The organism is Streptomyces sp. NPDC017095 (assembly GCF_044332325.1).
Taxonomy (GTDB): domain Bacteria; phylum Actinomycetota; class Actinomycetes; order Streptomycetales; family Streptomycetaceae; genus Streptomyces.
The window spans coordinates 242,556-256,928 of the sequence record NZ_JBIROU010000002.1; the positions used below are offsets into that span (position 1 = coordinate 242,556).

Sequence of the window (14,373 nt, forward strand, 5' to 3'; positions counted from 1 at the left end):
CGGCGGCCGTCGCCGCGCGGACCGTCCGGCCCGCCGCGGCCGTCCGGTCAGGCCGCCGCAGCGCCGACGCCCTTGCCCGGCAGGAACCGGCGCAGCGTGCGCCGGGCCTTGCGCAGGGCGCGGCGCGGGACGGAGTTGGCGGCCGCCTCCCGGTAGCCGAGGAAGGCGCGGGCCTCGCGGGCGTCGGCGAGGTACATCTCGTCGGGGACGCGGGCGGCCCGGGACCGGAAGTGCGGGTAGATGAGGTACAGCCGGGTGCCGCGCTTCTCCACCACGGCGGCGGCCTGCTTCTTGGCCTTGACGAACTTCACCACGTCCAGCAGCAGGTCGGGCCGCTGCATGGCGACCAGGTGCAGCCGCAGCCGCTCGTGCACCTTGAGCCGGTGCGCCACACCCGGCGTCCAGTAGGCGTCCATCAGCGGCTTGGCCAGCTCGAACTTGTGCCGCCGCACCTCTTCGCCGTCGGTGAGGAACTTCGGCCCGAACTGCGGCAGCAGCGTGATGAGGAACGGCCGGACCATGAGCAGGTCGCGCTTGTCGCCGGCCGGGACCATGTCGGCGATCAGCTTCATCAGGGCGCGCGCGGAGTCGAAGCGCAGGGTGTAGCTGCCGCTCTTGGTGACCTGCTTGCCGTCGTCGCGGCCGACCAGGTAGTAGCAGGTGTAGTCGGCGACCACGGAGACACCGCTCGCGCGCAGGTACGCCTCCAGCGTGAACAGGGCGTCCTCGCCGGTGAACAGCGACTCGTCGAACCGCATGTGGTGCTGCTCCAGCAGGGACCGGCGGAACAGCTTCTGCGCGCTGAGCGTGAACTTGATGTTCGAGGTGAAGACGTCGGCCCGGTCGAGCGTCTCGCCCCACATGGACTTGGGCGCGGTGCGGTTGACGCCCTCGACGCGGCCGAGGACGACGTCCGTGCCGTTCTTCTCGGCCATGGCGATCATGCGTTCCAGGGCCTCGGGGCCGAGCCGGTCGTCGGCGTCGAGGAAGAAGACGTAGCGTCCCGACGCCTTGTCCAGGCCGACGTTGCGCGGACCGCTGGGGCCGCCGGAGTTCTCCTGGCGGATGACGGTGACCGGCATGGGGGCGCGGGCCGCGAACTCCTCCAGGCACTCGCCGGTGCCGTCGGTCGAACCGTCGTCGACCGCGATGACCTCCATGCGCGCCGGGTCGATGGTCTGCGCCTCGACGGATGCCAGGCATTCGACCAGGTACGGCATGGCTTCGTACGCCCCGATGACGACGCTCACATCAGGCTGCGGCACGACGGTCACTCTTCCCCCTTCACGGAAAATTTCCCCCTATCGCCTCAATGGCACGGTGTTAGACGGGCGGCAAAGGGAAGCGGTTGCTCCGAGTCGTGGGTGTCACAGCTCACAGACAGCCGCCTCACGGAGAGTATGCCCGGACGGTAAGAGCGGCGCGGGATCTGTTGAGAACCGGGCAAGACGAGGCCCCCGGGGAAGTGGTCCCCGGGGGCCTGGCGGTCCTGGTTTCCGGCGGCGGGTCAGCCCGCGGTCACGCCGTCGGTCTCCCCGGCCGTCGCGGCGCGCTGGCCCGGCACCGCGTTGGTCAGCTCGGCCGCCTCGGCCGGGTCGGCGTTCGCCGCGGCCAGCCGGGCCTGCTGGCCGGCGTTGCGGACCTGGGCCTTGCGGGCCAGGGCGGCGACCGCGCCGTTGAACTGGTCGATCGACGTCGGCTCGGCCGGGCCGAGCAGGTACTGCTTCAGCTCCTCGCGGTCCGCCGCCAGCGGGTCGGCGGACGGGTCGCGCACGGCGTCCAGCAGACCGCCCAGCTCCTCCGCGCTGTTGGTGAGGATCACCGCGGCGCGCACGGCCGTGTTGTGCCGCTTGAACTCCTCGGCGCCCACCCCGGCGGAGTCGGTGACGGCGTACGGCTTGCCGCTCGCGATGAAGTCGGAGACCACGGAGGAGATGTCGGAGACCATCGCGTCGGAGACGTTGAAGCAGTCGTACAGCCGCGGCTCGGCGCCGGTGATGACGCGGTGCTCGTACGACGGGAAGGAGCGCCAGTAGGCGTCGTTCCACTCGGCGCGCAGCCGGGCGATCTCCGCGTGCCGCTCGGTGTCCACGACGCCGTCACGGCTGGCCTCGGCCTCGTCGCCCTTGGTGCCGCCGGCGCCGGCCAGCTCCTCCAGCCGGGCCTCGATGCGGGTCAGCTCGGCCCGCGCCTGGTCGGCCGCGGCGCTGTCGGCGGTGAAGCGGGGATCGGCGGCGCGCTCGGCGGCGGCCTGTTCGACCAGGGCGGCGATGCGCTCGTGGGCGGCCTTGGCGTCCCGGCTGACGGTGCCGGTGAACGGGTGCGGCTTGTACAGGACGCGCACCGGCGGGTCGGCGGTGATCAGCCTGCGCACGATGTTCTCGCCGGCGAGCACGATCGAGGTGTTGCCGGGGTTGCCGTCCCAGCCCTCCCAGGTGGGGGCGTACAGGACGGTGGGGACGCGGTCCCCGGGTACATCCTGCCGGGGCTGGATGGGCGCGAGCTGCGGGCGGCCGACCTCCACGATGTCGTCGTCGCGGACGCCGACGTCGGCGATGGCGTAGCGGTCGCGGCCGGCCCGGCCGGCGGTCCACACCTCGTCGTACACCTTGCTGTACGGGTTGACGCTGGCCAGCTTGTCGCTGTCGCCGTGGCCGATGAAGACGTGCTTCATGGTGGGCACGCGCAGCAGGTGGATGTTCTTGCCGACGTTGGCCGCGTAAAGGGCGACGCGCACCGTGGACAGGTCCAGGTTCATCAGGTGCACCCCTCCGGGCACGCAGATGACGGGGACCGTGGTGGGCGCGAGGTTGGCCAGGATGACGCGCTCGCGGAGGATGATCAGCGGCCGGGTCTCCAGCTGCTCCATCGTCTCCAGCCACATGTTGACCTGGTAGGCGGAGTCCTTGGAGCCGGAGAAGTACAGCACCGTCTCGGGCCGGTAGCCGGACAGCCAGTCGTCGACGGCGGCGAGGACGGTCTCGGGCCGCGGCGGGATCGCGGTGCGGCGCACGTACGGCATGAGGCGCAGCACGTATCCGGTGCCCAGGCCGAGGGTGAGGCCGATGCCGAGGCAACCGAACCCGGCGGACCCGGCCGCCGCGGAGACCAGGACGCCGGCGACCGCGAACAGATCGAGGTGGAGCATCTTCTCCGCGGAGCGGTGCAGCAGCACGCGCGGCGGGGCGTCCGGGATGCGGATGCGGGACTTCAGGTCGATGTTGCGGGTGGCGACCGGCATCCGGCGGCGGTTGCGGATGAGGGTGACCAGGGCGCCGTGCGGGGCCTGGAGGCCGTAGAAGGCGACGAAGCAGGCGATCGCGCCGTAGAAGATCAGGTCGTCCGAGAGGGACAGCCGGGCCAGGAGCAGGACCAGCAGCAGCTGCCGGATCAGGAAGCGGATCGACAGGCCCGCCCGGACCTTGCTGAGGCGGCTGATCAGGTAGCTGCCCTTGCGGTGCAGATAGTGGTCCGCCAGATACGTCACGGCGGCCAGGGCCGCGAAGGCGGGGACGCTCGGGACGAGCGCGGCCAGCATGAGCGCCGGGAAGCCCAGCATCACGAGGACCGCCGCGGCCAGCTCGGCCGCGCTGCCCACCCTGGCGACGCGAATAGCGGTGGATATCACGGAGAAACCTGCTCTGGGAGGGGGGAGTGCCGGTTGTGTTGATTCATGCCGGACATGCCGGTGCTTCACAGGAAGTACGTAGAGGTGCGGTGTACGGATTCAGGCCCCTGCGAACACCCGGCGGGCGACGGCAGAGGCCTGAATTCATGACAGCTATTTGCCCGTAATATTACATGCTGTCCTGGCGGTCCAGCACCGAGGCCAGGGCCTGTTCGAAGCCGGAGGCCCGGGCGGCGCCCGCGGTCGGGTCCTGCTGGCGGACGTCGATGACGTGCCCGGTCAGCTCCGACAGCAGCACGTCCAGCGAGGTGCGGGCCACGGCCTCGGACGAGAGCAGGGTGTCCGCCGGCTCCTGGCCGAACGCCTTGGTGCGCATCGGCGTCGCGGTGCGCTCGGGGTTGATGCAGTTGACCCGGATGCCGTCGGCGGCCCACTCGTCGGACAGCGCCTGGGTGAGGTTGACCATGGCGGCCTTGGTGGAGGAGTACAGGGAGTACTCGGCGCGGCCGCGGGTGTAGCTGCTGGAGGTGTAGAGCAGCAACTGGCCCTTGGTCTCCGACAGGTACTTGTAGGAGGAGCGCGCGATCTGCACCGGCGCCAGGTAGTTGACCTTCAGCGCCTCCTCGATGGTGGCGTTGTCGGTCTCGGCCAGCTTGCCGATGCGCAGCACGCCCGCGGTGTTGACGACGTAGTCGATCCGGCCGGTCTCCGCGTACGCCTTGGACAGCGCGTCGTCGACCTCCTCGGGGTTCTCCACGTGGGTGCCGGTGGTGGAGCGGCCCAGTGCGTAGACGTGCGCGCCGTAGGAACCGGCGAGTGCGGCGATGTCCTTGCCGATGCCGTACGAGCCGCCGAAGATGACGACGGTCTTGCCGGTGAGCAGTTCGCGGTAGGCGTCCTCGCCGTTCTGCTCGGGCGCGGCGGTGGAGGCGAGCTGGAACAGCTTGTCGGCGATGAAGACGTCGACCGGCTGCGTCACCTTCATGTTGTACTCGTCGCCCGCGACGACGTGGATCGGCACGTCCGGCAGGTATTTGAGGACCACCGAACAGTCGTCCGTGGCCTGGAAGTTGGGGTCGCCGGCGGCGACCTCGTAGGCGCGGCGGATGGTGGACAGCCTGAAGGCCTGCGGGGTCTGGCCGCGGCGCAGCCGGGAGCGGTCCGGGATCTCGGTGATGAACTCGCCGTCCTCGCCGTGGGTGCGCGTGACGATGATGGTGTCCGCGGACGGGATGGCGACGTCCACGGCCTGGTAGCGCTCCAGCGCGGCCACGCAGTCGTCGATGACGCGCTGGGACAGCAGCGGGCGTACGGCGTCGTGGAAGAGGACGTTGAGGTCCTCGCCCTCGGCCAGGCCCTCGCCGAGGGCGGCGATGGCGCGCTCGGTGGTCTCGTTCCGTGTCGTGCCGCCTTCGATGACCTTCCGCACCTTGGCGAAGCCCGCCCTGGCGACGATCTTCTCGACGTCCGGCACATAGCCCGGCGCCATCAGCACGATGACGTCGTCGATCGAACCGGCGTTCTCGAAGGTGGCCAGGGTGTGCTCGATGACGGCCTTCCCGGCGATCTTCAGCAGCTGCTTGGGGATCGACAGACCCACCCGCTGACCGGTGCCACCGGCCAGGATCACTGCGGTGGTTCGGGGCTTGGCTATGTGCTGGGACACAGGCGACCTACCTTGGGGCAACAGGGAACCGGGAAATGGTCCCACTTCCGGTAACCGTGATGCAAGGTGACCGCCCCTCGCCGCATATCCGCGCGCAACCTGTCATTCACCTTGTACCCCGAGTGACACCTTGTACCCCGAGTGATTGGCCGCACGCGGTTGAACCTCCGTGAATTCGCTGTGAGTAAGTCCACAGCGGCCCGGGGAACCTGCTTCCGGGCCGCCACGGCGAACACCCGGTCACGGAGCGCCCCTGCCCCGGCTCCGGTGCCAACCGGCGCTGGTCAGGCCCCTGTCGGGCGGCCGGCATCCTCCGGCCGGGACCGGCGGCGCCCGGCCGCCCAGGGCGCGTCCGCCTGTTCCGGCGCCCGGCGGGCGGCGGGATCTTCACCTGCCGGGGCGCCGGGGCGTACACGTGTTCTTCATATGCGGCACGGCACCACCACGAGCCACAGGCGAATACGGCGCGGCGGGGAGTTCATTGTCACGGAATTCCGCGCGTGAACTGCCGCGTATTTCGGCCCCGGCCCGCACGAACGACCGATTCACCGTGCCGGGAACCGGTTGAAGAAGATATCCGGGAAGCGCGAGAGACGGGTGGGAGGATGCCCCTACAGTCTGGTTCTCCCGGGTGAACGGACGGTAAGACGGGGGTGTGAGGGCGGACGGAGAGGAGCCCGGGCCCCGTCGGACCCGGACTCCCGCCGGCGTCACACCAGCCGGACACCCGGCTCGTCCGACTCCACCCGCAGCCGGGCCAGCGTGCTCGCCGTCGCCTGCGGCCTCAGCACCGTGTCGACGGCCCGGACGCGCGCGTCGATGCCGTCCCGGCGGATGTCGAACAGGTGGTAGCCGCGGTGGGCGTCGATGAACTTCCAGTGCGGGTTGTCCGCCATCAGCGGGTCCCACTGCCGGTGGAAGGCGTCCTGGTCCTGGTCGCCGCTGCTGGAGACCGAGGTGCCGACGAACTCGGCGCCGACCACGTCCGAGTCCGGGTCGGCGTAGTCGGTCCTGAGGTCGCTGATCATCGTCAGATGGCGGTCGCCGCTGAGCACCACCGGGTTGCGGACCTCGGCCAAGTCCTGCAGCAGGGCGTTGCGTTCGACCTGGTAGCCGTCCCAGGCGTCGTAGTACCAGAGCTTGCCCTCGCCGGGCAGCAGGTCCGTCTCGGCCATCATGATCTGCGAGGCGATGAGGTTCCAGCGGGCCGGGGAGTCGCGCAGCCCGTCGAGCAGCCACTGCTTCTGCTCCGCGCCGAGCATGGTCCGCGCCGGGTCCCCGGCGCCCTCCTGCGAGGTGGCCTGGTCGCTGCGGTGCTGCCGGGTGTCCAGGACGTTGAGCCGGGCCAGCCGGCCGAACTCCAGCCGGCGGTACATCTGGATGTGCGGACCCGTGGGCACCGCGGAGGCGCGCACCGGCATGTGCTCGTAGTACGCCTGGAACGCCGCGGCGAGCCGGGCGGTGAACTTGTCGTGCGGCTGCTTGTCCGGGTCCTGCGGGATCTCGCCGGCCCAGTCGTTGTCCACCTCGTGGTCGTCGAAGGTGACCACCCAGGGCGCCTGGGCGTGCATCGCCGCGAGGTCGGGGTCGGTGTGGTACTGGGCGTACCGGTTGCGGTACTGCGCCAGGGTGTACGGCTCGCCCTTGCCCTCGTGCCGCCGCACGGCCGTCGCCGAGGGCGCGGACTCGTAGATGTAGTCGCCGACGAAGAGCACGACGTCGGGATCCTGGGCGAGCATGTCGGCGTACGGCGTGAAGTAGCCGTGCTGCCAGTTCTGGCAGGAGGCGAGGGCCACGCGCAGGTGGCCGCCGCGCTGGTGCGGGTGCGGCGCGGTGCGGGTGCGGCCGGTGGGCGAGAGCTGGGTGCCGGCCCGGAAGCGGTACCAGTACGGGCGGTCCGGGCGCAGCCCGCGGACGTCCACGTGCACGCTGTGGCCGAGTTCGGGGCCGGCCTGGGCGGTGCCGCGGCGGGCGATCCTGCGGAACCGCTCGTCCTCGGCGATCTCCCAGTCCACGGGGAAGTCCGCGGCGGGCATGCCGCCGCCGTTCAGCGGGTCGGGCGCGAGTCTGGTCCACAGCACGATGCCGTCGGGCAGCGGATCGCCGGAGGCGACCCCGAGGGTGAACACCCCGTCGGGCAGCGCCGGGCCGGCGGCGCGGGCGGTGCCGGGCAGCCAGAGCTGGGCGGAGGCCGCGGCACCGAGGACGGCGGCCCCGGCGGTCAGAAAACGGCGGCGGTCGGGCGATGGTCCGGTCATGCGCTGACTCCCTTGCCACAGTGGCCACATGGACGGGTGGGACGGACACGCGGAAGCTCCCACGGCCGCACGGCCCGCCCGCTGAACCAGACCCATCACGAGCATGACAAATGAGCAGACAACAGGAGGCCCGTCACGGCACGGGAACACCGTCGCGCCGCAACGGTGTTGACGGTAGGCCGGAACACGCCGCACCGGCGGCACCCCCGAGGGTGCCGCCGGTGCTCCTGAGGAACGTGCGGCCGCCCTGGTGCCGCGGCCCCGGGCGCGCAGGACGGCGGCGGCCGCCGCACGGCACGCGGACCGGGCCCGGTGGCATGCGGACCGGCCGGCCGGGCATTGTCCGGAAAGGAAGCGTGCGGACCGGCCGGCCGGGGAAGACCGCGCCGAACCGGCCGGACGCCACCGGGCCGGGCGCCCGCGCGCTCACGGTGCGGCAACCCCCGGCGCCCGTACGGCCGCGGACCCCGGACACGCCAAACGCGGCACGCGGCGGACCGGAGTCCGCCGCGTGCCGCGCCGTCTGGCCCACCCCGCCGGACGGGGTGCCGGGCCTCCTACTCGAACGGGTCGAACTCGTCGTACTCCCGCAGCGCTTCGTCCCGCTCCGCTTCCTTGTCCCGGCGCCGCTGTGCCGCGGGCCGGGGCTCGTCGAAGCGGTGGTCCTCGCCGCGGCGGCCGAGCATCTCCGCGCCGGACATGACCGTCGGCTCCCAGTCGAAGACGACCGCGTTCTCCTCGGGGCCGATGGCGACGCCGTCGCCCGCGCGGGCCCCCGCCTTCATCAGCTTCTCCTCCACGCCGAGGCGGTTCAGCCGGTCGGCGAGGTAGCCCACGGCCTCGTCGTTGTTGAAGTCGGTCTGCCGGACCCAGCGCTCGGGCTTCTCGCCGCGCACCCGGAACAGCGGCTCGCCGCCGATCTCCTCGCGGGTGACGGTGAAGCCGGCGTCGTCCACGGCCTTGGGCCGGATGACGATCCGGGTCGCCTCCTCCTTCGGCTTCGCGGCCCGCGCCCTGCCGACCAGCTCGCCGAGGGCGAAGGTCAGCTCCCGCAGACCGATGTGGGCCACGGCCGACACCTCGAAGACGCGGTAGCCGCGCGCCTCCAGGTCGGGGCGGACCATCTCGGCGAGATCCTTGCCGTCCGGCACGTCCACCTTGTTCAGGACGACGATCCGGGGCCGGCCGCCGAGCCCGCCGTACTGGCGCAGCTCCTCCTCGATGACGTCGAGGTCGGAGAGCGGGTCGCGCTCGGACTCCAGCGTCGCGGTGTCCAGCACGTGCACCAGGACGCTGCACCGCTCCACGTGCCGCAGGAACTCCAGGCCCAGGCCGCGGCCCTGGCTGGCGCCCGGGATGAGACCGGGCACGTCGGCGATGGTGTAGACGGTGGAGCCGGCCGTCACCACGCCGAGGTTCGGGACCAGCGTCGTGAACGGGTAGTCGGCGATCTTCGGCTTGGCCGCGCTGAGCACGGAGATCAGCGAGGACTTGCCGGCGCTCGGGAAGCCGACGAGCGCCACGTCGGCGACGGTCTTCAGCTCCAGGACGACGTCCTGGAGGTCGCCGGGCTCGCCGAGCAGCGCGAAGCCGGGCGCCTTGCGGCGGGCGGAGGCCAGCGCCGCGTTGCCGAGGCCGCCCCGGCCGCCCTGCGCGGCGACGTACGAGGTGCCGTGGCCGACCAGGTCGGCGAGGACGTTGCCCGCCTTGTCCAGCACCACCGTGCCGTCCGGCACCGGCAGGACCAGGTCCTGGCCGTCCTTGCCGGACCGGTTGCCGCCCTCGCCGGGCTTGCCGTTGGTGGCCTTGCGGTGCGGGGAGTGGTGGTAGTCCAGCAGCGTGGTGACCGACTGGTCGACGGTCAGGATGACGTCACCGCCACGGCCGCCGTTGCCGCCGTCGGGGCCGCCGAGCGGCTTGAACTTCTCACGGTGGACGGAGGCACAGCCGTGGCCTCCGTTACCCGCGGCGACATGCAGTTCGACGCGGTCCACGAAGGTGGTCATGGTTCGGTGCCTCCAGAAAGATGTACGGGTACTGCCTGTGTCAACACGCGAAAGGCGGACCCTTCTTCCCGACCGGGAAGTGAGGTCCGCCTCGCGAAAGCGTTCGGCGCTGAATCAGGCGATTCAGGCGACCGGAACGATGTTCACGACCTTGCGGCCGCGGTGGGAACCGAACTCCACCGCACCGGCCTGGAGGGCGAACAGCGTGTCATCGCCGCCGCGGCCGACACCGGCGCCCGGGTGGAAGTGGGTGCCGCGCTGGCGGACCAGGATCTCACCAGCGCTCACGACCTGACCGCCGAAGCGCTTCACGCCGAGCCGCTGGGCATTGGAGTCGCGACCGTTCCGAGTGGACGATGCGCCCTTCTTGTGTGCCATTTCTCCTCAGTCCCTTACTTCGCAGCCGTGGGGATCGACGTGACCTTGATCGCCGTGTACTGCTGGCGGTGGCCCTGCCGGCGGCGGTAGCCGGTCTTGTTCTTGTAGCGCAGAATGTCGATCTTCTGGCCCTTGTGGTGGTCCACGACCTCGGCCTCGACCTTGATACCGGCCAGCACCCACGGGTCGCTGGTGACGGTGTCGCCGTCGACAACGAGCAGGGTCGAGAGCTCGACCGTGTCGCCAACCTGGGCGGTGGAAATCTTGTCAACCTCAACGATGTCGCCGACAGCAACCTTGTGCTGGCGACCACCGCTGCGCACGATGGCGTACACGCGGATCTCTCTTTCGCTCGTTCAGAACCGGCACCCCCGCAGGCCAGTCACCCGGGGAAGCCACGGGTGACCTCTCCCGGCCCGCCTTGCGCCCGGGAGGAAGAGGTTTACGGGGATGTGGCGTGTTCAGTGGACACGCCGAGGGTCAAGGCTACGGGGACACACCCGAGGGGTCAAACCGGGCCCCGGCGGGCCCGGCGGACCCCGGGGCGTGCGCCCCGGAGTGTGCGGCCCGTCACCCGGACGGGCCGCACACCACGGGCGTCAGCCCTCGTCGTCGGCGGTGGAGACCGTGGTGGTCTTCTTCGCCGTCGACTTCGCGGCGGCCGTCTTGGCGGTCTTCGTCGCCTTCTTGGCCGTCGTCTTCTTGGCGGCCGTCTTCTTGGCCGCGGTCTTCTTGGCGGTGGTCTTCTTCGCCGCGGTCTTCTTGGCCGCCGTCTTACGGGCGGTCTTCTTGACCGGAGCGGCCTCCTCGGCCGCCTGCTCGGTGGCGGCGGTCTCGCCGGCCGCCGGGACCCCGGCCGCCTCCGCCTCCGCCGTCCGGACCTCCGCCGGGGTCTGAGCCGCCGGGGCCTCCTCCGGCGCGGCCGACGGGACGACCACGACGGCCGCCTCCTCGGACGCGGTCGGCGCGGTGGCCTTGCGCACCGCACGGCGGCGCGGACGAGCCGGAGCCGGCTCGCTCGCGGCGGCCGGCGCGCTCGCGGCCGGCGTCTCCACCTCGACCGGCTCCACGGGCGTCTGGGCCGACGCCGCGGGCGCGGTCTCGGACACCGTCACCACGGCCGCCTCGGCGCCCGCGGGGGAACCGGCCGGGGCCGACGCCTTCCGGGTCGCCCGACGGCGCGTACGGCCCTTGGGCGCGGCCTCCTCGGCGGCCGGCGCCTCGTCCTGCGGCGCCGGGACCACCTGGTCCTCGGCGGCGGCCGGCTCGGCCAGCGCCTCGGCCGCCGGCTCCTGCCGCACCGGGCGCGCCGCCGCCTCCTCGGCGGTGACGTCCTGGGCGGTCGGAACCCCGGCCCCGGCCGTCTCGGCCGCCGCCTCCCTGGCCCGCTCGCTCCGCTCGGCCCGCCGGGTCCTGCGGGGAGCCCGCTCGGCCTGCTCGGACCGCTCCGCCTGCTCGGTGCCGTCCGCCTGCTCCGGCTTCGGGGCGCCCGCCGGAGCCGACGCGCGACGGCTCGCCCGGCGCCGCGTACGGCCACGGCCGGCCGCCGCCTCCGCCTCGGCGACGCTGCTGTACAGCTCCTCGTCCGGCGCGAAGTCGGGCGCCGGCAGGGCCACCGGCTCGGCGGCCGCGGCGGCCACCTCCGCGGCGCTCTCCACGGCGGGCTCGACGGCCGTACCGGCGTCCACGACCACCGCGGCGGTCTCGTGCACGTGCTCGTGCTCGTGCTCGTGTGCGGTGTCCGGCGCCTCGCCACCGCGGCCGCCGCGCTTCTTGCGCTTGCCGCCGCCGCCGTTCGCGGCGGGCTGGTCGAGGTGGACGATGACACCGCGGCCGTTGCAGTGGACGCAGGTCTCGGAGAACGACTCCAGCAGGCCCTGGCCGACCCGCTTGCGGGTCATCTGGACCAGGCCCAGCGAGGTCACCTCGGCCACCTGGTGCTTCGTACGGTCCCGGCCCAGGCACTCCAGCAGACGGCGCAGCACCAGGTCGCGGTTGGACTCCAGGACCATGTCGATGAAGTCGATCACGATGATGCCGCCGAGGTCGCGCAGCCGCAGCTGGCGCACGATCTCCTCGGCCGCCTCCAGGTTGTTCCTGGTGACCGTCTCCTCCAGGTTGCCGCCCTGGCCGGTGAACTTGCCGGTGTTGACGTCGATGACGACCATCGCCTCGGTCCGGTCGATCACCAGCGAACCGCCGCTGGGCAGCCAGACCTTGCGGTCCAGCGCCTTGGCGAGCTGCTCGTCGATCCGGTAGGTGGCGAAGACGTCGACCTCGCTCGTCCACCTGGACAGCCGGGCGGCCAGGTCCGGGGCGACGTGCGCGACGTAGCCGTGGATCGTCTGCCAGGCCTCGTCACCGCTGACGATGACCTTGGAGAAGTCCTCGTTGAAGATGTCGCGCACGACCCGGACGGTCATGTCCGGCTCGCCGTACAGCAGCGTCGGCGCGTTGCCGGTCTTGGCCTTCTTCTGGATGTCCTCCCACTGCCCCTGGAGCCGCTCGACGTCCCGGCGCAGCTCGTCCTCGCTCGCGCCCTCGGCGGCGGTGCGCACGATGACGCCCGCGTCCTCGGGGACGATCTTCTTGAGGATGCTCTTCAGCCGGGCCCGCTCGGTGTCGGGCAGCTTGCGGCTGATGCCGGTCATCGAGCCCTCGGGCACGTACACGAGGTAGCGGCCCGGCAGGGAGACCTGGCTGGTCAGACGGGCGCCCTTGTGGCCGATCGGGTCCTTCGTGACCTGCACGAGGACGGACTGGCCGGACTTCAGGGCGGACTCGATGCGGCGCGGCCCGCCGGACATGCCGAGCGCCTCGAAGTTGACCTCACCGGCGTACAGCACCGCGTTGCGGCCCTTGCCGATGTCGATGAAGGCGGCCTCCATCGACGGCAGCACGTTCTGGACCTTGCCCAGGTAGACATTGCCGACGTACGAGGTCGACTGCTCCTTGTTGACGTAGTGCTCGACGAGCACGCCGTCCTCCAGGACGCCGATCTGCGTGCGGTCGCCGTGCTGGCGGACCACCATCACGCGCTCGACGGCCTCGCGGCGGGCCAGGAACTCGGCCTCGGTGATGATCGGGACGCGCCGGCGCCCCTGCTCACGGCCTTCCCGGCGGCGCTGCTTCTTGGCCTCCAGACGGGTCGAGCCCTTGATGGACTGCACCTCGTCGGACGGCTCGCTGGGCTTGCGCGGCTCGCGGACCTTGACGACCGTGCGCTCCGGGTCGTCGGCGGACGGCTCGGCGTCGACGGAGCTGTCCCCGGCCCGGCGGCGCCGGCGGCGACGCCGGCGGGTGCTGGTGCTGGAGCCGGCCGAGTCCTCGGAGCGGAAGTCCTCGGAGTCCTCTTCCTCCTGCTCGGCGGTGTCCTCGGCGTCCTGCGCGGCCTGTTCGGCGGCCAGTTCGTCGGTCTCCTCGCCGGACTCGCCGTCGGCGGCGTCACCGCGCCGGCGGCGGCGGCCGCCACGGCGACGGCGGCGGCGCGAGCCGGACTCCTCGAAGCCGTCGGCGCCCTCGGCGTCGTCGCCCTCCTCGTCCTCGGCGAGGTCCTCGGCGGACTCCGGGGCCTCCTCCGGCTCCTCCTCGGCGGCGGCCTCGGCGGGACGGGTGTCCTCGGGGGCGCCACGGCGGCGCCGGCGCCGGCGGGTACCGGTCTCGGCGCGCTCCTGCGCGTACGCGTCGGTCTTCTCGGGCTCCTCGGTCTCCGCGGTCTCCTCGGGCTCTTCCGTCCCGGCGGCCTCGGCGGCCGCTTCGGCGGCGGCCCGCTCCGGGGTCTGGAACCGGGGCTCGGTGAACACCGGCGCCTGGAAGACGGCGACGGCCGGACGGGCGGGCCGGCGCGGGGCGTCGGCCTCGGTCTCGGCGGTCTCGGCCGCGGTGGACGGCGCGGGCGCGGAGAAACCGGTCGCGGCGCGGGCGGCGCGGCGCCGGGCCCGGCGCGGCGCGGCGGCCTCGGTCTCGGCGGCCGGCGGGGCCGGCTCGGCGGCCGGCGGGGTCTGCTCGGCGGTCCGGGAGGCCGCGGGGGCCTCCGGCTGCGCGTCGGCGGCGGGCGTCTCCTGCCCGGCCTCCACGGCGGCGGGCCCGGTCGCCTCGGCGGTCTCCCCGCTCGCGGCGGCACCCTCGGGCGCGGACACCCGGCGGGTGGCGCGACGGCGCGTACGGCGCGGAGCGGCCTCCTCCACGGGGGCCTCGGTCGCCTCGGCGGGCTCGGTCACGGCGGCGGGCGCGGCCACTTCGGCGGCGACCGGCTCGGCGACCGCCGACGAGGTCTCCTCCACAGCCTTCGGCGCACCGGTCGGCGCGGACGCCCGACGCGTGGCACGCCGACGCGGACGCTCGGGCGCGGCCTCGGCAGCAGTCTCTTCGGCCGGCTCGGCCACGGCAGCAGGCGCGGCCACCTCGGCGGCGACCGGCTCGGCGACCACGGCCGCC

8 protein-coding genes are annotated in these 14,373 nt (G+C 72.5%); all 8 read right to left on the reverse strand.

Annotation, left to right across the window (positions count from 1 at the left end; translation table 11 throughout):
* Window positions 1-47: 47 nt before the first annotated feature.
* A complete protein-coding gene (locus ACH4OA_RS04105) occupies window positions 48-1,265 on the reverse strand; it encodes a glycosyltransferase family 2 protein (RefSeq protein ID WP_397967527.1) in 1,218 nt (405 codons plus the stop codon).
* Window positions 1,266-1,507: 242 nt separating this feature from the next.
* A complete protein-coding gene (locus ACH4OA_RS04110) occupies window positions 1,508-3,598 on the reverse strand; it encodes a hypothetical protein (protein ID WP_365881109.1) in 2,091 nt (696 codons plus the stop codon).
* A gap of 199 nt (window positions 3,599-3,797) precedes the next feature.
* Window positions 3,798-5,294: a bifunctional cytidylyltransferase/SDR family oxidoreductase gene (locus tag ACH4OA_RS04115; protein ID WP_365881107.1), complete on the reverse strand. Its 1,497-nt coding sequence runs from the start codon at window positions 5,292-5,294 to the stop codon at window positions 3,798-3,800.
* Window positions 5,295-6,004: 710 nt separating this feature from the next.
* Complete coding sequence (locus tag ACH4OA_RS04120; protein WP_397967529.1) at window positions 6,005-7,552, reverse strand: alkaline phosphatase D family protein; 1,548 nt, start codon at window positions 7,550-7,552, stop codon at window positions 6,005-6,007.
* Window positions 7,553-8,109: 557 nt separating this feature from the next.
* On the reverse strand, window positions 8,110-9,558 hold the full coding sequence (gene obgE / locus ACH4OA_RS04125) for a GTPase ObgE (RefSeq protein WP_397967531.1): 1,449 nt from the start codon (window positions 9,556-9,558) through the stop codon (window positions 8,110-8,112).
* Window positions 9,559-9,681: 123 nt separating this feature from the next.
* A complete protein-coding gene (gene rpmA / locus ACH4OA_RS04130) occupies window positions 9,682-9,936 on the reverse strand; it encodes a 50S ribosomal protein L27 (RefSeq protein WP_365884299.1) in 255 nt (84 codons plus the stop codon).
* Between the two features lie 14 nt (window positions 9,937-9,950).
* Window positions 9,951-10,271 carry a 50S ribosomal protein L21 gene (gene rplU / locus ACH4OA_RS04135; protein ID WP_365884300.1) on the reverse strand — a complete coding sequence of 107 codons (321 nt, stop codon included), beginning with the start codon at window positions 10,269-10,271 and terminating at the stop codon, window positions 9,951-9,953.
* Window positions 10,272-10,535: 264 nt separating this feature from the next.
* On the reverse strand, window positions 10,536-14,373 hold a 3,838-nt coding region (locus ACH4OA_RS04140; RefSeq protein WP_397967533.1), incomplete at its 5' end, for a ribonuclease E/G.

What these genes read in the sequence shown, in the direction of transcription:
- ACH4OA_RS04120 (WP_397967529.1), bottom strand. Translation starts at nt 7,552, where the DNA reads ATGACCGGACCATCGCCCGACCGCCGCCGTTTTCTGACCGCCGGGGCC.
- obgE (WP_397967531.1), bottom strand. Translation starts at nt 9,558, where the DNA reads ATGACCACCTTCGTGGACCGCGTCGAACTGCATGTCGCCGCGGGTAAC.
- rpmA (WP_365884299.1), bottom strand. Translation starts at nt 9,936, where the DNA reads ATGGCACACAAGAAGGGCGCATCGTCCACTCGGAACGGTCGCGACTCC.